At 57.0% G+C, this 16892-nt stretch carries 13 protein-coding genes; 9 read left to right on the top strand and 4 right to left on the bottom strand.

Features of this window, described 5'->3' with window-relative positions; genetic code table 11:
- Window positions 1–76: 76 nt before the first annotated feature.
- Entirely contained in the window at window positions 77–2467 is a 2391-nt protein-coding gene (locus WFL93_RS23570; protein ID WP_007888498.1) for a glucose/quinate/shikimate family membrane-bound PQQ-dependent dehydrogenase, read from the bottom strand.
- Window positions 2468–2752: 285 nt separating this feature from the next.
- Window positions 2753–3352 (bottom strand): hypothetical protein, encoded by a 600-nt coding sequence (locus WFL93_RS23565; RefSeq protein ID WP_336779169.1) that lies wholly within the window; start codon window positions 3350–3352, stop codon window positions 2753–2755.
- 419 nt (window positions 3353–3771) lie between these two features.
- Between WFL93_RS23565 and WFL93_RS23560 the strand changes: the two genes are divergently transcribed.
- Together WFL93_RS23560 and WFL93_RS23555 are read left to right on the top strand one after the other, a co-directional pair.
- Entirely contained in the window at window positions 3772–5010 is a 1239-nt protein-coding gene (locus WFL93_RS23560; RefSeq protein WP_336779168.1) for an MFS transporter, read from the top strand.
- Window positions 5011–5197: 187 nt separating this feature from the next.
- A complete protein-coding gene (locus tag WFL93_RS23555) occupies window positions 5198–5998 on the top strand; it encodes a hypothetical protein (RefSeq protein WP_336779167.1) in 801 nt (266 codons plus the stop codon).
- A 116-nt stretch (window positions 5999–6114) separates the two neighbouring features.
- Here WFL93_RS23555 and WFL93_RS23550 read toward each other — a convergent pair whose 3' ends face one another.
- Window positions 6115–7185 carry a tartrate dehydrogenase gene (locus WFL93_RS23550; RefSeq protein ID WP_007888488.1) on the bottom strand — a complete coding sequence of 357 codons (1071 nt, stop codon included), beginning with the start codon at window positions 7183–7185 and terminating at the stop codon, window positions 6115–6117.
- An 85-nt stretch (window positions 7186–7270) separates the two neighbouring features.
- Between WFL93_RS23550 and WFL93_RS23545 the strand changes: the two genes are divergently transcribed.
- The 4 genes from WFL93_RS23545 to WFL93_RS23530 all read left to right on the top strand — a co-directional run bounded on the left by WFL93_RS23545 (window position 7271) and on the right by WFL93_RS23530 (window position 11723).
- On the top strand, window positions 7271–8176 hold the full coding sequence (locus WFL93_RS23545; RefSeq protein ID WP_336779175.1) for a LysR family transcriptional regulator: 906 nt from the start codon (window positions 7271–7273) through the stop codon (window positions 8174–8176).
- 256 nt (window positions 8177–8432) lie between these two features.
- Entirely contained in the window at window positions 8433–9854 is a 1422-nt protein-coding gene (locus WFL93_RS23540; RefSeq protein ID WP_036620746.1) for a sodium:solute symporter family protein, read from the top strand.
- A 1-nt stretch (window position 9855) separates the two neighbouring features.
- Window positions 9856–11043 carry a sialidase family protein gene (locus WFL93_RS23535; protein ID WP_336779166.1) on the top strand — a complete coding sequence of 396 codons (1188 nt, stop codon included), beginning with the start codon at window positions 9856–9858 and terminating at the stop codon, window positions 11041–11043.
- Window positions 11040–11723, top strand: a complete 684-nt coding sequence (locus tag WFL93_RS23530; protein ID WP_336779165.1) for an SDR family NAD(P)-dependent oxidoreductase — start codon at window positions 11040–11042, stop codon at window positions 11721–11723. The genes WFL93_RS23535 and WFL93_RS23530 overlap by 4 nt, the downstream gene beginning before the upstream one ends.
- A gap of 87 nt (window positions 11724–11810) precedes the next feature.
- Here WFL93_RS23530 and WFL93_RS23525 read toward each other — a convergent pair whose 3' ends face one another.
- Window positions 11811–13766 carry a sigma-54-dependent Fis family transcriptional regulator gene (locus tag WFL93_RS23525; protein WP_336779164.1) on the bottom strand — a complete coding sequence of 652 codons (1956 nt, stop codon included), beginning with the start codon at window positions 13764–13766 and terminating at the stop codon, window positions 11811–11813.
- Between the two features lie 197 nt (window positions 13767–13963).
- Here WFL93_RS23525 and WFL93_RS23520 point away from each other — a divergent pair, with 197 nt between their 5' ends.
- From WFL93_RS23520 to WFL93_RS23510, 3 genes are all read left to right on the top strand, one after another.
- Window positions 13964–14983, top strand: coding sequence for a Gfo/Idh/MocA family oxidoreductase (locus WFL93_RS23520; protein ID WP_336779163.1), 1020 nt, complete (start codon window positions 13964–13966; stop codon window positions 14981–14983).
- Complete coding sequence (locus WFL93_RS23515) at window positions 14983–15762, top strand: TIM barrel protein (protein ID WP_336779162.1); 780 nt, start codon at window positions 14983–14985, stop codon at window positions 15760–15762. The genes WFL93_RS23520 and WFL93_RS23515 overlap by 1 nt, the downstream gene beginning before the upstream one ends.
- Window positions 15763–15846: 84 nt before the next feature.
- Complete coding sequence (locus WFL93_RS23510) at window positions 15847–16761, top strand: substrate-binding domain-containing protein (protein ID WP_007888463.1); 915 nt, start codon at window positions 15847–15849, stop codon at window positions 16759–16761.
- The last annotated feature ends 131 nt before the right edge of the window (window positions 16762–16892 follow it).

The raw sequence follows: 16892 nt of genomic DNA, 5'->3' as shown, positions 1-16892 counted from the left end.
TCATGACGGTCACCATAAATGGCGACCCTACAAAAAAAGCGGGCATAAGCCCGCTTTTTTACCTCAACGCGAAAACTTACTTCGCATCAGGCAGTGCGTAGGCAATCACATAATCACCCAGCTTGGTACCAAACGAACCGTGACCACCTGCAGCGATAACAACGTACTGCTTGCCATCCACTTCATAGGTCATCGGCGTTGCCTGGCCGCCCGCTGGCAGACGTGCCTGCCACAGCATTTCACCGGTGTTGGTGTCGAATGCACGCAGGTAGTTATCTGCGGTAGCACCAATGAAGAACACGTTACCCGCGGTGGTAATTGGGCCGCCCAGCATTGGCATACCCATTTTGAACGGAACGGGTACTGGCGCGCTATCGCGAACTGTACCAATGCGTTTTTTCCACACGGTTTCGTTAGTCTTCAGGTCAACTGCAGAGACATAGCCCCACGCCGGTTGCTTACACGGCAGGCCAAACGGTGACAGGAACGGATTCAGCTCCACGCCGTACGGTACGCCGTACTGTGGCTGGATGCCGGTTTCAGTACCTGAACCGCCTTTGTCGTCAGCCGGTGGCTCGATCGGGTTGCCCGGACCGCGCGGAATCAGCTTCGACACAAACGGCAGCGCCATTGGGTTAGCAATCGCAATCTGACGATGTGGATCAACCGCGATACCGCCCCATTCGAACATGCCCAGGTTGCCTGGGAACACCAGCGTACCTTGCTCAGACGGCGGGGTGAATGGACCTTCGTAGCGCAGACGCTTGAAGATTACGCGGCACACCAGCTGGTCATACAGGGTCGCGCCCCACATGTCCTTGTCCGTCAGATTATTTTTCGGACGGAAGGTCAGTTCGGAGTACGGCTGAGTTGGTGCAACGTGGTCGCCTTTAGCGGCGCCCTGTGGAACCGGAGTTTCCGGTGCAGGGACAACCGGCTCACCGGTGCGACGATCCAGTACAAAGATGTTACCGGTTTTCGCCGGTGCATAAATCACCGGTACCGTTTTGCCATCTTTATCGGTGATATCGGCCAGCGTCGGTTGAGACGGCAAGTCCATATCCCACAGATCGTGATGCACGGTCTGATACGACCACACCAGCTTACCGGTGGTGGCGTTCAGTGCCAGTACGCTGCTCGCATAACGCTCCTGCTCTGGTGTGCGGTTACCGCCCCAGATATCTGGCGTTGATACACCCATTGGCAGGTAAACGATATCCAGTTTCGGATCGTATACCGCCGGCGCCCACGAGTTCGGTGAGTTCATGGTAAAGGTGTGTTCATCGGCAGGAATCGCGTTAGGATCTTTCGCGCCCGGATCGAATACCCACAGCAGTTTACCAGTGTTGACGTCAAAGCCACGGATGGCGCCAGACGGCTCACGGGTGGAGTAGTTATCGGTGACGGCACCGGCTACCACGATGGTGGTATCGGTGATGACCGGCGGCGACGTCGGCTCGTACTGACCTGGGGTCAATACTGGCTGCTTGTGTTGCAGATCCAGTTCACCGTTGTTGCCAAAGGCCGCGCAACGTTCACCGGTTTCGGCATCCAGCGCGAACATACGACCATCATTTACCGGCAGGTAAATACGGCGTGAGCACAGCGCAGGTTGGGTGTTGGCAGCATCAGCGGCAGCAGGCACTTCGTGGTAGGAAACGCCACGGCAGGTAACGTGCTGGAAGGTTGGATTCGGCTTCAGGCCCGGATCAAATTTCCACTTCTGCTTACCGGTTTTCGCATCCAGCGCAAACAGAATCTGGTGTGGTGAGCAGAGATAAAGCGTGTCGCGGATTTTAATCGGCGTTACTTCATCGGTGATTTCACCTGGATCGTTTGGCGTCTTCATGTCGCCAGTCTGGAACTGCCAGGCAACCTGCAGCTCTTTAACGTTACCGTTATTGATCTGTTTCAGCGGGGAGAAGCGGGTACCTTGCTGGTCACGCGCATACGCGGGCCAGTCAGCATCGTCGATGTTGCTTAACGGCTGCGCCTGTGGGGCATTTGACGCCGCAGCAGGAATTTCACCGTTCAGCTCTTGTGGATCGTGGAACACTGCCCATGCCAGCACCAGCGCACTGGCGACCAGTGCGACCGCCAGCAGACCAAGCGCGCCTTTGCCGGCATTATTCAGACCGCGATACACAAACGGCAGAATCAGCCAGACGCCGAAGATCACCAGCACATCGGTACGCGGTGCCAGCGCCCAGAAGTCGAAGCCGACTTCCCATACGCCCCACACCAGCGTTGCCAACAGCAGCAATGCGTACAGCAGTAACGCTGAGCCGCTACGGCGCCACAGCAGAATAGCGGTGATCAACATGACCACACCGCCAATAACGTAGTACCAGGAACCACCAATGGCGGCTAACCAAACGCCACCAACCAGCATAAACGCGCCCGTCAGCAGTGCAAAAAGCACTGTGAGAAAACGGATTACGCCAAAAGATGAGGAAGCTTTCCCCATAATATTGACCTCTTTCTTTGCCATTAAAAACTAAAAAGGAAACAACGCGTTGGGTTGCTTCCCGACATAGAGTACGAAATAACGAAAACTGTTCGATCGGCGCTTTCCGTGCGACGAGTTGATCCCTTTGCGTTAAATTTTATCTTAAAAACGTTAAAGGGTTTGATATTTTTAGTGCTTTGCACTCGAAGAGAGGAAGTAGTACGACATTTTATGAGGGAATTAAGGTGTTATGTCCGGTTACATCGGGCCATAACACCCAGGAGCAACATATTGTGTAAACGTTTACCCTTCAAACAATGTGCTGCTGGTACGTTGTTCTTGCCAGCCGCTCAAATTAAGTTGCGCATACTGTGCCGCGGGCAGCGTTAACTGTGGCGTACGTAATATTACCTCTGCTTCTCTTTCTCTGCACGATTCCAGCAGAAAGGGAAAGCTGAACTTGAGATAATTATCGTTAAAAAATTCCTCGGTCAGCACTATTCCTTTAAAAGGGAATGACGCGATATTCTGCCAGCAGGTTCCGGGCGCGGCCAAATCATAAAGCCAGAAAGAGAAACGTTCAGCCGCCTGGCGTAGCGCACTATCTCCCTGAACTAAATCGGCATAATTGATTGCCAGATGCACATTCTCATTTTGCAGGCCGAAATAATTTTCCGGGGCCTGTAAAAAATGTAGCAGGTTATTTCCCGAGAGCGGGATAATTATTAATTCAGGTGATTCCAGCAACTGATTATGCAGCGAAATTATGTTGCGTCCATTAAGTAATACCGTGCCTTCCTGCTCACAATGCATAAAGGGTGCTGAATAACATACACCGGTTAGCGTGCCGTCGAAGCGACGGATGCGCTCAGTAACATAAGGATTATAAGAACTGTTTTCCATTTATCTCTGTGAATAAATTAATTGGCTGGAACGTCTTAATTATTATAAGGACGGGCGATTAATGAAGTCTTAACACGGCCAATATAAACCGATTAGTTTATAAAGTTCAGCTTTTTTAACTGTTTCTGATAAAGAGATAGGCTGCACTGCGCAGTTGATAATTTAATAGCGAAGAAACTATCTGGAAAGATTGGGATATTTTCAGCTGAAAATCATCAGCCTGCTAATATTGTGAGCTCAATGCTTAGCAAAAATTTAGATAAGCTTCTGTTTTTAAACAGCACGGCTAGCCATTGTCTGGCTCAGTAAGATGCCGCACTCTGTGGCGTGAAAAATAAAGCGGAAGCCATTAAATGGCTTTTCACCAGGTTGGTGCAACGACGCTAACTGACATAATCATTTAGGATGGGATAACAACTATGGGTTCACCGGTATCCGCAGCAGAGGATTCGTTGCTGCGGCACAGGTCGTTTGTCGCCTTTTGGCTGGCACGCACCTGTTCATCGTTTGGCTTTCAAATGTTCTCGGTCGCGGTTAGCTGGCAGATCTATGCGCTAACCCACAGCGCGATGGCGCTGGGTATGATCGGCCTGATGCAATTTCTTCCTTCAGTGCTGTTGGCATTGCCTGCCGGGCACCTGGCGGATCAACACGATCGCCGTCGCATCGTGCTGCTTGGACAGCTTATTGAGTGGCTGGCACTGCTGGGGTTGGTGGCGCTAACGCTCATCAACTGGGCGGGCAAGTTTGAAATTTGGGGGCTGGTGTTCCTGATCTCGGTAGCCAAGGCGCTCGAGTGGCCGGCGATTACCTCAATGCTGCCGGCGCTGGTGCCGCCGCCGATTCTGGCGCGCGCCATGGCGGCCAGCTCGGTGGGCGGACAGGCAGCGGTGATTATCGGCCCGACGCTGGGCGGCTTTCTATATGTGGCGGGGCCGGATGTGGTATATGGCGTCTCGGCGCTGTTCTATCTGTTCTCCATCGTGCTGGTGAGCCGACTGCGCTACGAGCGACCACCGCAGGCGCGTCTGCCGATGAACCTGCCGAATCTGTTTGCCGGCGTGCGCTTTATCCGCGATCGCAAAGATGTGCTCGGGGTAATTTCACTCGATCTGTTTGCGGTGTTGCTGGGCGGCGCCACCGCGCTGCTGCCGATCTTCGCACAGGACATTCTGCACACCGGACCGTGGGGCTTGGGTATCCTGCGCGGTGCACCGTCGGTCGGTGCGCTGATAGTCGGCGTGTGGCTCAGCCGTCATAAGCTGGAGAAGAATGTCGGCATGATTATGTTCGGTTCGGTGGCCGGATTTGGCGTGGCCACGCTAGTGTTCGCGCTCTCCACCCAGCTATGGCTATCGGTGGTGGCGCTGGCGGCGCTGGGCGGCTTCGATATGGTGAGCATGGTGATCCGTGGCGCGCTGGTGCAGCTGGATACGCCAGATGATATGCGCGGCCGCGTTAACGCGGTCAACGCCATCTTCATTAATACCTCGAATCAGCTCGGCGAATTTGAGTCCGGTCTGCTGGCGGCCTTTATGGGCGCAGTGCCAGCCGCGGCGATTGGCGGCATCGGCACGCTGGTCGTGGTGGGCGTATGGATGACGATTTTCCCGCACCTGCGTAAACGGCAGAAGCTGGAAAACGAAACGGTGGTTTGAGGTGGTTTCGTGCAGTCTGTAAAACGGGGCGCATAAATGCGCACCCTGCGCCGTAGGGTCGCCATTCATGGCGACCGTCAAGATGGACGCACCAAACCTAACGCCACACTTTGTCCATCAGCAAAAGGTTTAGTCGCGCGGCGCGTGCTGCAATAGCGCATCGCCGCTATTCAGGAGAAAGAACCACATGCACCTCTCACTGGCTGATTTCTATCCCGTCGCCGATGGCGAAACCCTTGATACTTCCTGCTTCCAGCGCGCATTAGATCATCTTGCGGCGCGCGGCGGTGGCACGCTGTCGGTGCCGCCGGGGCGCTATCACCTCGGTACGTTGTCGCTAGGCTCCAACATCCATCTGCATCTCGAGGCGGGCGCCACGCTGCTCGCCAGCGCGCGCGTCGAGGATTATCAGCAGCAGCTGGCGCAGAGCCAGGCTGAGCTGTCGCAGCATGTGCTGCTGTACGCCGTCGGTCAGCGCAATATCATCGTCAGTGGCAAAGGGACGATCGACGGCAATGGCGAAGCCTGGTTTGCCACAGAAAAGGATGAGCAAGGCTATCGCCTGCCGCGTGCGCAGCGCCCGCGCGATCCGGCGATTGCGCCAGGCAGCATCGAACAGCTGCAGTTCAGCAACGTCAGCGGCGTGATGGAAGGCGCAATCAATCTGCATGCCGAACGGCCAGGGCAGATTCGTGATGTGATGCTGGCGAATCTGCAGCTGCGACAAGTGGTGACGCAAGGTGTGGAGCAGGGGCATTACGATGTGCGTTCGCCGTGCAATCCCGCTTCGCCGACCGGCATGGGATTGGACAATGCGTACAAGCTGGATAGCGCATCCGGCTTAGCGTATGGCGTGGCGGCCTATCCGGACGGCCTGCCGGGCGTGTTTGCCCGCGGTGTGGAGAATCTCCAGCTGCACAACGTGCTGATTACGCGCCCGCAACCGCTGCCGCACGGCTGGCATGCGGAAACGGTGCAGATTTTGTAAGCTACGCGAGAAAATCCAGGTCGCCATGAATGGCGACCCTACGCCGAATGGTAGAGTTATTTGTAGGGTGCGCATTCATGCGCACCTGGAAATATCAGTCGTTATAAATGGCGACGCTACAATGCTGAGGCGATAGCCGCGCCCAACTCTTCGGTGCTCGCGCTGCCGCCGAGGTCGCGCGTCAGGCTGTTACCTGCCGCCAGCGTACGCTCGATGGCATCCAGCACCGCTGCGCCTGCTTCGGCGTAACCGAGGTGCTCCAGCATCATCGCGCCACACCAAATTTGCCCAATCGGATTGGCAACGCCTTTGCCGGCAATATCCGGCGCGGAGCCGTGCACCGGCTCAAACAGACTCGGGAATTTGCCTTCCGGATTAATGTTGGCGGACGGCGCAATGCCGATGGTGCCGGTACAGGCCGGTCCGAGATCTGACAGGATGTCGCCAAACAGGTTACTGGCGACCACCACATCGAACCAATCCGGATGCAGGACGAAGTTGGCGGTCAGAATATCAATATGATATTTATCGACTTTTACCTCGGGATAGCTCGGCGCCATCGCTTCTACGCGGCTGTCCCAGTACGGCATAGTAATGGCGATACCGTTGGATTTGGTGGCGGACGTCAGGTGTTTTTTCGGGCGCTTTTGCGCCAGATCGTAGGCGAATTTCAGAATGCGATCGACGCCAACGCGCGTCATCACCGTTTCCTGAATCACCACTTCGCGCTCGGTACCGGGGAACATGGTGCCGCCTACCGCCGAATATTCGCCCTCGGTATTTTCACGCACCACGTAGAAATCGATATCGCCCGGCTGACGATTCGCCAGCGGGGCTTTCACTCCCGGCATTAAGCGCACGGGGCGCAGGTTGACGTACTGATCAAATTCACGACGGAACTGCAGCAGCGATCCCCACAGCGATACGTGATCCGGCACCACGTCTGGCCAGCCAACCGCGCCGAAGTAGATGGCATCAAACTGACTCAGCGTGGCGAACCAGTCATCCGGCAGCATTTTGCCGTGCTGCTGCCAATATTCGGCGCTGGCGAAATCAAACCATTGCCACTCAAGCGCGATATCAAATTTCTTCGCCGCTGCATCCAGCACGCGGATGCCTTCCGGCATCACTTCTTTGCCAATGCCATCGCCAGGGATGACGGCGATTTTATAGGTTTTGCCGCTCATAGGGTTTCTCGCAGGTTGCTGTTGATGTTCTCTACGCAGTATAACCATGCATCTGAAGGAAATAATTAGCCTGAGCGATAAGCCAATGTTGAATAAAAGTAGAGAATCGCGCACCTCCACCGACGATCTGGCCTTCTTTGTGCGCGTGGCCGCGCTGGAGAGCTTAACCGCCGCCGCGCGCGAGCTTGGTTTATCGTTACCGGCGGTGAGTAAGCGCCTGAGCCAGCTTGAGCTGCGGTTGGGCGTGCAGTTACTCAAGCGCACCACGCGGCGGCTGGAGCTGACGGCGGAGGGCAAGCGTTATCTCGATGGCGCACGTCCGCTGCTCGACCAGCTGGCGGAGCTGGAAGAGTCGGTTAGCAGCCAAACTTCGGTGCTGCGGGGTTCGCTTAACCTCAATGCATCCTTTGGCTTTGGGCGTCGTCACGTTGCACCTTGCGTGTCGCGCTTTGCCGCGCTGCATCCCGAGCTGGCCATCAGCCTGCAGCTCAGCAGCCAGCCCCTGAATTTTCTTGATGCGCGCGTGGATATTGATATTCGCGTCGGTGAACCGCCAGATGCGCGGCTGATGGCGCGTAAGCTACGAACCAATCCGCGCGTGCTGTGCTGCTCGCCGGATTACGCTGCGCGCCATGGCATGCCTGAGAGCATCGCCGCGCTGGCACAACATAATTGTATTTTGCTGCGTCAGTTCGACAGTGATTTTGCGCTGTGGCGCTTGAGTGATGGCACACAGCAGCTGACGCAGAAGGTGCGCGGCCGCTTAATTACCAACGATGGTGAAGTGGCGATGCAAATGGCGCTGGATGGTCACGGCATTCTGCTGCGTTCGTGGTGGGATGCGCAGCACAGCATTGAGTGCGGCGATCTGCTGCCGGTGTTGCCGCAGTGGACGGCGCCAGACGGTGATATTTATGCTGTCTGGCAGCCGCAGCGTCAACTGCCCATCCGCATTACGGCCTTTGTGGATTTTTTGCAGTCCGTCTTATAACTGTTAAGGTAAATTTGATTATTTGTAATCATCATTGACTGTTTGTGAGCAACTTCAAACAAATTGAGTCGCTTTTATCCTATAAATTGCCCTGCTTATGCGTGAGTTCATTCTTATTTGAGTGAAATAAATCATTAACGCATAAGTGGGGTGGTCATCAGTGCTCAGACACGTCAATAACAATATTGACCACCTCATCAACGGTGCGCGTGAAGCCCAGCGCGTGCCACGACCCTACGTTATCGATGAGGCTGAAATGAAACAATTCTCTACAGAAGGGATGGTGATTATCATCGGGATTGTCATTACGTACATCCTGTTCACCACCTGGCTGACCTGGCGGCTGCGCAGTAAAAACAGCGGCGACTTTATGGCTGGCTCCAATGTGATGCCCGCTTTTGTGGTGGGCGTGATGCTGATGTCGGAATACATCGGCGCCAAATCCACCATCGGCACTGCCCAGGCGGCCTTTGAGGATGGCTTCGCCGCATCCTGGTCGGTGATTGGGGCCGCCATCGGCTTCCCACTGTTTGGCTTCTTGCTGGTGAAGCGCATCTATAACACCGGCAAAATCACCATCTCTGCAGCGATCGCGGAACGCTACGGCAACTCAACCAAAAACATTATCTCGTTAATCATGATCTACGCGCTGCTGCTGGTGAACGTCGGGAACTACGTCAGCGGCGCAGCGGCGATCTCGACGGTGCTCAATCTCGATCTTACTACCGCAGCGGTGATCACGGCGATCGTCAGCACTTTCTACTTTATGTTTGGCGGCATGAAAGGCATTGCCTGGGTCACGCTGCTGCATAGCGGGCTGAAATATATTGGTATTTTGATCATCCTCGGCGTGGCGCTGCACATGACCGGCGGCGTCAGCCCGATGATCAAAGAGATGCCGCATTTCTACTGGACGTGGGACGGCAATGTCGGCGGCAGCACCATCTTTGCCTGGATGATTGGCACCATCGGCTCGATCTTCTGCACCCAGTTCGTGATTCAGGCGATTGCTTCGACCAAAAGCGCGGCCTCTGCCAAGCGTGCGACCTGGGTCGCGTTCTTCTTCTGTATGCCGATCGCCATCGCCATCGCGCTGATTGGCGTGGCGGCGAAATACCTGCATCCCGATATCAAAAGTTTGTACGCGCTGCCGGTATTCCTGCAGGACATGAGTCCGTGGCTGGCCGGCATCGTTACCACCTCATTGGTGGCGTCGATCTTTGTCAGCGTCAGCACCGTGGCGCTGGCGATTGCCTCGCTGGTAGTAAAGGATTTCTACGTGCCGTATCGCAATCCGACGCCAGAACGCGAGTTCCAGATGACGCGTTGGCTGTCGCTGCTGATTGGCTTCCTGCCGCTGATCTTCGTGCTGTTCGTGCCGGAAGTGTTGAAGCTGTCGTTCTTCACCCGCGCCATTCGTCTGTCAATTTCGGTGGTGGCGATCATCGCCTTCTACCTGCCGTTCTACAAAAGCACGCGCGGTGCTAACGCCGGGCTGATTGGCGCCTGCGTGGTGACCTCGGTGTGGTATCTGCTGGGCGATCCTTTTGGTATCAATAACATGTATGTCGCGCTGTTTACGCCAGCGGTGATCATGGTGATTGATCGCCTGATCCCGACGCGTCAGACGCAGACCAAAAAAGCCCCCAAATCCTCAATGCAAAACAGTGGAGCCTGACATGAGCGACTTAACTCTTAGCGTGGAACGCAACGGTAACCTTCATCCGCACGCGCAGGATGCGCAGCAGCTCACGGCGATGCTGCCTTCGGTCTGTCCGCAGAACCATGCGGCGAATCTGCTGCCGCTGCCGAACGGCGACGTGTTGTGCGTGTGGTTTGGCGGTACCCAGGAAGGGATCGCCGATATTTCCGTGTGGTGCTCGCGGCTGGAAAGCGGCAGCACGCAGTGGAGCGAGGCGAAAAAACTCTCCGACGATCCAACACGATCCGAGCAAAATCCGCTGCTGTTCCTCGATCCTGACCAGGTCTTGTGGCTGCTGTGGACGGCGCAGAAATCGGGTAATCAGGACACCGCGATTGTGCGTTATCGCCAGTCGCACGATTTGGGTCGCAGTTGGGGTGCCATCGACACGCTGCTCGACCAGCCCGGCACCTTTATTCGCCAGCCGATGGTGGTGCTGCCAAACGGTAACTGGCTGCTACCTGTGTTTTACTGCCGCACGCAGCCGGGGGTGAAATGGGTCGGTAACGACGATATCAGCGCAGTAAAAATCTCCAGCGATCGCGGAAAAAGCTGGCGTGATGTGATTGTGCCGGACAGCCTCGGCTGCGTGCATATGAACATCACGCTGCTGCAGGATGGCAGTTTGCTGGCGCTGTATCGCAGCCGCTGGGCAGATTTCATCTACCAAAGCCGCTCGACCGACGGCGGTGAAAGCTGGAGTGCGCCGCGGACGACTGAGCTGCCGAATAACAATTCGTCGATTCAGGTCACCACGCTGCACAACGGCCATCTGGCGCTGGTGTTCAACGCCATGAGCGCCAAAGATGCCCGCGAGCGCCGCGTGTCGCTGTATGACGAAATTGAAGACGAAGAGGATGACGGCGATGTTGCGGTGACGGCTGAACCGCAGGTGCACAGCGGACGCAGCGCCTTTTGGGGCGCTCCGCGCGCGCCGATGACGCTGGCGATCTCGGCCGATGGCGGCAAAAGCTGGCCGTGGCAGCGCAATCTTGATGAGGGCGATGGCTACTGCATGACCAACAATTCGCAGCAAAAACTCAACCGCGAGTTCTCCTATCCGAGCATTAAACAGAGCGAGGATGGCGCACTGCATGTCGCCTACACCTATTTCCGCCAGGCGATTAAATACGTGCGCGTCGATGAAAGCTGGGTGACCGGATGAGCAGGCCACGGCACGCGTTGGTGACCGGTGTGAGCTCCGGCATTGGTGCGGCGATTGCCGAACACCTGCTGCAGCAAGGCTGGCAGGTGACCGGTTTTAGCCGCACGCGGGTGAGGAAAGATCATCCGGCTTTTACCTCGGTAAGCGTCGATCTGTTCGATGCCCGCTTGCTGAAACAGGCGCTGGCAGCGCTACCGAAGGTGGATGCGCTGGTACACGCGGCGGGCATGATGGCGGCGGCACCGTTGGGGGATTTGGATGAGGAGCAGGGCACGCGTCTGTGGTACTTGCACGTGCAGGTGGCGCAGATTATGGCCAATGCCCTACAGCCGCAGATGGAGCAGGGCGATCGCATTTTGCTGATTGGCAGCCGCACCTCACGCGGCGCGGCGCATCGCAGCCAATATGTCAGCACCAAAGCGGCGATAGTGGGTATGGCGCGCAGCTGGGCGGCGGAATTGGCAGCCAGGGGCATTACCGTGAATGTGATTGCGCCGGGCGCCACGGAAACGCCGATGCTGCTGCAGCCCGGCCGCGCCAGCTCACCGCCGCAGTTGCCGCCGATCGGGCGCTATATCAAGCCGGAGGAAGTGGCGGCGCTGGCAGGATTTGTACTGTCGCCGGCAGCCGCTGCGATTACCGGGCAGGAGCTGGTGATCTGTGGTGGGGCGTCTTTGTAAGTAGTGCTGCTGAACCCCCTGGTCGCCATGAATGGCGACCCTACAACAACCGGTTCTTTTGTAGGGTCACCATTCATGGTGACCTCATCATCCCCGCCGCAACCCTGCCACATCCACCTGCCACTGATTCAGCTTGTTATACAGCGCAGTGCGTGAAATCCCCAGCAGCTGGGCGGACTGGCGCAGGTTGCCTTTCTGCTCACGTACCACTTGCAACACATGCTGGCGCTCATTCGCCTGCAGCGAGGTCAATTCACTCAGCTGCGGAACTGCGCGCTGCACCATCTCCTCCGGCAGATCGTGACGATCAATCTGCAACCCTTCACACAAGTTCACCATGCGCTCCACCAGATTCTCCAGCTCACGCACGTTGCCTGGCCAGTGCCACGCCTGTAAACAGGCCATCGCCTCGGCGGAGAGCTGCGGCGCAATGCGCTTTAGCCGGGTACAGAGCGCCTGAATAAAGGTGTTCACCAGGCCAGGAATATCCTCCTGACGCTCGCGCAGCGGCGGGATCTCCAGCGAAATCACATTCAGGCGATAGTAGAGATCGCGGCGGAATGCGCCTTTTTCCACTGCATCCAGCAGATTGCAGTGGGTGGCGGCGATGATGCGTACGTTAACCTTGAGCGGATGTGCCGCCCCGATGCGCACCACTTCACTCTCCTGCAACACACGCAGCAGGCTGGTTTGCGCTTCCAGCGGCATCTCGCCAATCTCATCCAGAAATAGGGTGCCGCCATCCGCCAGCTCAAATTTACCCGCCGAACCACCGCGACGCGATCCGGTAAACGCGCCATCGACATAGCCGAACAGCTCGCTCTGGACCAAATCGCGCGGCAACGCGCCGCAGTTCAGCGCGATAAAGGCTTCCTGCTGGCGCGGACTGGCATTATGAATCGCCTGAGCAAACAGCTCTTTGCCGGTACCACTCTCGCCGGTCAGCAACACGGTGCTGTCGGTGCGGCTGCTGGCGCGCGCTTTGTGAATCGCCTGCTGCACGCGCGGCGCATGGCCGCGAATCATCTCGAAGGTATAGCTGGCGCTCACGCCCATCACGCGACGCGTAATGGCGCGAATACGTTGATTCTCACGCAGCGACAACACGCGGCCGCCGTCCGGCGCGGGCATCAGCGAGATCAGGCAGGAGATCGGATTGGTGCCGTCCGGCGTAAATTGCAGCTCGCGGTCATTGCAGAACGGCATGATCAGCAGCGATCCCCCTTGCGGCTGCAGCAGCTCATCAATGGTACCTGCTTGCGGATCGAGGCTGCTGAAGATCTGTCGCGCATAGCGATTGAGGGTTTTAATGCGACCGTGACGATCGCAGACGATCACCCCTTCATTCAGGGTTTCAAGGATCGACTGCTGCTCGGCCAGTAAACGGCGCAGCGTCAGCTGCTGGCCAACCGCTTCCGCCGCCGCCTGCACCGTGCCGAGCGTGTGGGCATTAAAGTTATCGGGCGTGGCGGTCAACGTTAAAACGCCCAGCAGCTGGCCGCTGGCATCGCGCACCGGCGCGGCGGCACATTGGCGATGGCGTTTACGCAGGTCAAGTTTCCAGTTCTCGCCGCTCAGCACATACACCAGCCGCTGCTCGATCAGGCAGCGCGCGGTGCAGTTGGTGCCGAGCACCTCTTCGCGCAGGATGCTGCCGACCGGCGTGAGATCCGCGCCGCAGAAATGCAGCGTCACACCCTGCGCATCGGTCAGATTGATGTGGCCATCCGGGTTATACGCCAGCAGGTTCTCCATGATGCTGCGCGCCGCGCGGATCAGTTCCGCATTGTGTTCGAGGATCGCCGCCAGCTCGGCGGCAGGCGGTGAGATATAAGCAAAGGTCGCGGGATCGATCGCACGCTGACGCGATCGCTGCCATGACTGCAAAATACTGTGCCGCATCCAGCCTGGCTGCTCACCGCGTTCAAAGCTGTGCCAGCCCTGCCACAACAAGGTATCCCATTCGCCCACCTCCGCGCTGTCCGGCAAGCTGAAGATAGGATCGCTTTCATCTTTGAACGGCAAACGCTCTATGACACGCATGCGGCACTCCTGATTAGGTTGGAATGTCCATTTTATTGACATGTGAAGTTGACATGTAAATTTTGTTGCCAGTTTGTGAGCCATATCTGTGTTACGCCTCACATAAAGCGGCTGGCTGCAGTTGGCATCACCTTTGCACTACAGATGGCACATCTCTGTACTCGAACGAGTACATCCAAAACAATAAGGAATAGGTCATGACATTTCACCTTAAGCCAGTACGCGTCGGCCTGATTGGCGCAGGACGCATGGGCAGCTTCCACGCAGAAAACCTTGCCTGGCGCGTGCCCGGGGCGACGCTTGCCGCGGTGGCCGATCCGCAGCCGGGCGCGGCAGATGCGCTGACCAATAAACTTGGCGTGGCGAAAGCTTACAGCGATCTGCATGCGCTGCTGCAGGATCCAGAGATTGAGGCGGTGGCGATTGCCGCCCCGGCGCGTACCCACGCTGAATGGGTGATCGCCGCAGCCCAAGCCGGTAAACACGTGTTCTGCGAGAAGCCGATGGCGGTGACGCTGGATGAGGCCGATCGCGCGATTGCTGCGGCAAAAAGTGCCGGCGTGGTATTGCAGGTCGGCTTTAACCGCCGCTTTGACTCGGGCTTTGCCGCGGCGATCGCGGCGGTGAAGGCCGGCGAAAATGGCACTACGCAGCTGAGTCGATCGCTGACGCGCGATCCGGGCCTGCACGATCCTGCACGCATCCCGCAGTGGACGATCTTCCTGGAAACCCTGATCCACGACTTCGACACGCTGTTGCACTTCAATCCCGGCGCGAAGCCGGTGGAAGTGTATGCGCTGGCGGATGCGCTGGTGCGTCCGGATTTCAAAGATAAAGGCTTGCTGGACACCTCGGTGGTCACCATTCGCTTCGATAATGGCGCGATTGCCACCGCTGAAGCCAACTTCCAGGCGGTGTACGGCTACGACGTTCGCGGTGAAGTGTTTGGCAGTAAAGGTATGCTGCAGGCGGGACATATCAACGCCAATCACTGCGTGCGCTATCACCAGGATGGCATCGAGATTGAAACTTCGCGCATGGACTCGGATCTGCTGCGCGAAGCCTATGTCGCAGAGATGGCTGAGTTTGCCCGCTGCATCCGCAGGGGTGAAACGCCGCGCGCCACCGGCGAAGATGCGCGCAATGCGCTGGCGATCGCGCTGGCCTGTATCGACTCGGTGCAGCAGCAGCAGCCTATCAAGCTGGGAGGTCGCTAATGGCCAGTTATCAGCTGTCGGTATGTGCCGAAATGGTGTTTCTCGATCTCCCGTTCGTCGAGCGCGTAAAACGCATTCACGAACTGGGTTTTGGCGTTGAGATTTGGGGCTGGGCGAATAAAGACATTGATGCGCTAGCGGCAACCGGTGCGCGCTTCACCTCTATGACCGGCTACCTCAGCGGCAACCTGACTGACGATGACGAAATCCAGCAGCTGCTGCAAAGTGCTGAAGCTTCGCTGGCGGTGGCAGCCCGCCTGAACTGTCCGGCGTTGAATCTGCACGGCACCGGACTGGATGACAAAGGTTTGCCCGTCAAACCGGTTGAGGTGGTCACCGGCGCGATGTGGCTGAAAGCCGCTGACACGCTGCGCAAAGTGGCGCAATTAGGCGAGCGTGCCGGACGCGTGTTCACGCTGGAGAATCTCAACTTGTTGGTTGATCATCCCGGCACGCCGTTCGCGCTGGCCGCCGATACGCTGGCGCTGGTGGAGGCAGTCAACAGCCCGGCGCTGAAGATGAATCTCGACCTGTATCACGCGCAGATTGGCGAAGGCAATTTGATCGAACTGATCCGCCGTTGTGGTTCTGCGATTGGTGAGATTCAGGTGGCGGATGTGCCGGGACGTCAGCAGCCGGGAACCGGTGAGATCAACTATCGCGCCATCGCCCGTGCGCTGCACGATGTGGGTTATCGCGGCACCGTGGCGCTGGAGGGCTGGGCCAGCGGTGACAGCACCACCGCGCTGCAGCAGTTCCGCGATCATTTCACCCTTTAAGCGTTCCATCGCCGGGTATTTGCCTGTTGCCCGGCGTTAACTCGATGAAATTAAAATAATATCTCAACCCTACAGGACTCACTCATGAAGATAAGAAATGTGATGTTGTGCCTCTGCTCGCTGCTGCTCAGCCTGAGCGTGAGTGCTAAAACCTTCACCGTCGGCGTGGCGCTGGCAAACTTCGATCTCAACTTCGTCTCGATTCTGCGCACCCAGATGCAGGCGGAGCTGAAGGCCAGTCAGCTCAATAGTCAGTTTGTAGATGCCAAGGGCGATGTCGCGCTGCAAGTGCAGCAAGTGGATGATTTTATTAACCAGGGCGTAGATGCCATCATCCTTAATCCGGTGGATACCCAAGGCGTGTTGCCGATGATTACCGCCGCGAAAAACGCCGGCATCCCGCTAATTTTCGTCAACCGTAAGCCGGAGGTGAAGCTGCCAGCCGACATGGCGTATGTCGGTTCAGACTCGGCGCTGGGCGGCGAAATGCAGATGGAAGCGTTAGCGAAGAAGATGAACTATAAAGGCAACGTGGCGATTCTGATGGGCGCGCTGTCGAATGAGGAAGCACGCGAGCGCACTCGCGCCGTGGAAGCGGTGATCGCCAAATATAAAGATATGAAGGTGATTGAGAAGCAGAGCGCCAAATGGCAGCGCAATGAGGCGGTGGATGTGGTTTCCAGCTGGCTGCTGAATCAGCGTCCGATTGATGCCATTGCGGCCAATAATGATGAGATGGCGATTGGCGCCATTATGGCGCTGAATCAGGCGAAGAATGAGAAGATTTTGGTCGCTGGTATTGATGGCACGCCGGATGGGCAGCAGTTTGTGAAGAACGGCAAAATGACGCTGACCATTTTCCAGGACGCCAAAGGCCAGGCCACGGGCGCGGTGCAGGTTGCTAAAGCGCTGCTGGAGAAGCAGAAAGTGCAGGAGTTTAACTGGATTCCGTATCAGACCATCACGCCAGAGAATTATGCGCAGTTTGCGGCGAAGTAGGGCTTTTGCCCTCACCCTAACCCTCTCCCGCTGTACAGTCCGGGGACATGGTAAACGGGTGTTCAGGGACATGGTGAACACTTTTTAACATTCTTACCCATGGTGATCGACTTATTCTTCAGGTCGATCAC

This window comes from Pantoea sp. USHLN256 (assembly GCF_037149875.1).
GTDB lineage: Bacteria > Pseudomonadota > Gammaproteobacteria > Enterobacterales > Enterobacteriaceae > Pantoea > Pantoea nemavictus.
The sequence above is the reverse complement of the archived record's forward strand: the minus strand, read 5'-3'. Positions and strand labels throughout refer to the sequence as shown.

Bases quoted from the DNA above. Each gene is read 5' to 3' on its own strand.
- WFL93_RS23570 (WP_007888498.1), bottom strand. From the start codon at position 2,467: ATGGGGAAAGCTTCCTCATCTTTTGGCGTAATCCGTTTTCTCACAGTG.
- WFL93_RS23565 (WP_336779169.1), bottom strand. From the start codon at position 3,352: ATGGAAAACAGTTCTTATAATCCTTATGTTACTGAGCGCATCCGTCGC.
- WFL93_RS23560 (WP_336779168.1), top strand. From the start codon at position 3,772: ATGGGTTCACCGGTATCCGCAGCAGAGGATTCGTTGCTGCGGCACAGG.
- WFL93_RS23555 (WP_336779167.1), top strand. From the start codon at position 5,198: ATGCACCTCTCACTGGCTGATTTCTATCCCGTCGCCGATGGCGAAACC.
- WFL93_RS23550 (WP_007888488.1), bottom strand. From the start codon at position 7,185: ATGAGCGGCAAAACCTATAAAATCGCCGTCATCCCTGGCGATGGCATT.
- WFL93_RS23545 (WP_336779175.1), top strand. From the start codon at position 7,271: ATGTTGAATAAAAGTAGAGAATCGCGCACCTCCACCGACGATCTGGCC.
- WFL93_RS23540 (WP_036620746.1), top strand. From the start codon at position 8,433: ATGAAACAATTCTCTACAGAAGGGATGGTGATTATCATCGGGATTGTC.
- WFL93_RS23535 (WP_336779166.1), top strand. From the start codon at position 9,856: ATGAGCGACTTAACTCTTAGCGTGGAACGCAACGGTAACCTTCATCCG.
- WFL93_RS23530 (WP_336779165.1), top strand. From the start codon at position 11,040: ATGAGCAGGCCACGGCACGCGTTGGTGACCGGTGTGAGCTCCGGCATT.
- WFL93_RS23525 (WP_336779164.1), bottom strand. From the start codon at position 13,766: ATGCGTGTCATAGAGCGTTTGCCGTTCAAAGATGAAAGCGATCCTATC.
- WFL93_RS23520 (WP_336779163.1), top strand. From the start codon at position 13,964: ATGACATTTCACCTTAAGCCAGTACGCGTCGGCCTGATTGGCGCAGGA.
- WFL93_RS23515 (WP_336779162.1), top strand. From the start codon at position 14,983: ATGGCCAGTTATCAGCTGTCGGTATGTGCCGAAATGGTGTTTCTCGAT.
- WFL93_RS23510 (WP_007888463.1), top strand. From the start codon at position 15,847: ATGAAGATAAGAAATGTGATGTTGTGCCTCTGCTCGCTGCTGCTCAGC.